Below are 1,229 nucleotides of genomic sequence, written 5' to 3'. Positions count from 1 at the left end.
ATCAAAATCTTGCGCAATGAAGCTCATCTTCATCTCCCGATTGAAACAGTCACTCCCCTGACTGTTTCAACGTCCCATGACATAATCTCAGGGAGGTAAGAAAAATCAGACTTAAAACGGAAATCATTGAGCTTGCGAATAACAGTTGAAGTTGAAATAGTCAACTGATGGGCAATATCGGTCATAGAAGTTTTTTCAATCAACTTTTGCGCAATTTTTTGGTTGATGATACGAGGGATTTGGTGATTTTTCTTTACTAGAGGAGTCTCAGTGACCATCATTTTAGAGCACTGATAGCACTTAAAACGGCGTTTTTTAAGGAGAATTCTAGTAGTCATACCAGTCGTTTCAAGGTAAGGAATCTTAGACGGTTTTTGAAAGTCATATTTCTTCATTTGGCTTCTGCAATCAGGACAAGGTGGGGCATTATAATCCAATTTAGCGATGATTTCCTTGTGGGTATCCCTATTGATGATATCTATAATTTGGATATTAGGGTCTTTGATATCGAGTAGTTTTGTGATAAAATGTAATTGTTCCATATGATTCTTTCTAATGATGGTTTGGTTGCTTTTCATTATAGGTTATATGGGACTTTTTTTCTACAACAAAATAGGCTCCATAATATCCATAGGGAATTTACCCACTACAAATAGTATAGAGCCCCAATAATGAGAATTCTATTCTCCACAGTGACCAGAGCTGGCACTATTAGCACGCATCTTATTATCAATTTTAGAAGATAAGGGGATTCAACTATCCTTCTCCCACAAGGGAAAAGATCCAGATAATGGGATAATGGAATCCTTTTTTGGAATTTTGAAATCATTGATGTTTTATTGTTATGAGAAGATGTTTCAATCGACTAATCAATTGGAACGTGCTATCGCAGACTATATTGTTTATTAGAACAACAAAAGAATTAAAGTCAAACTTAAATGATTTAAATATAGAACTAAATCATTTAATTAAATGATTTGTCAAACTTTTGGGGCCAGTACAATTTGAGTCCCTTTTATATTTTTAAGGCTAAATTCCCAAATTAAGTTCCACATCTAGTACAAGTGGAACTTAGTCTGATAAAAATCATAAAACCTGTGAAATTCTGTGTCTTGGTAAATTCCACTGGTTTTAAACATGCTTGACTATATAGCTTTTGTAGCCAAAAGGAATCGAAAAAAAGAGCGCACAAAATCCCCTCATCTGAAAGCATTTCAGATTAAGTTCCG

2 pseudogenes are annotated in these 1,229 nt (G+C 34.6%); one reads left to right on the top strand and one right to left on the bottom strand.

Annotation, left to right across the window (positions count from 1 at the left end):
- Window positions 1–542 (bottom strand): annotated as a pseudogene (locus QZ114_RS07655) (transposase family protein); the annotation flags it as partial.
- 125 nt (window positions 543–667) lie between these two features.
- Here QZ114_RS07655 and QZ114_RS07650 point away from each other — a divergent pair.
- Window positions 668–906, top strand: a pseudogene (locus QZ114_RS07650) (IS3 family transposase); the annotation flags it as partial.
- Window positions 907–1,229: the final 323 nt, after the last annotated feature.

The organism is uncultured Streptococcus sp. (assembly GCF_901875575.1).
Classification (GTDB): domain Bacteria; phylum Bacillota; class Bacilli; order Lactobacillales; family Streptococcaceae; genus Streptococcus.
Note: the sequence above shows the minus strand (reverse complement) of the source record. Positions and strands in the feature narration are given on the sequence as shown.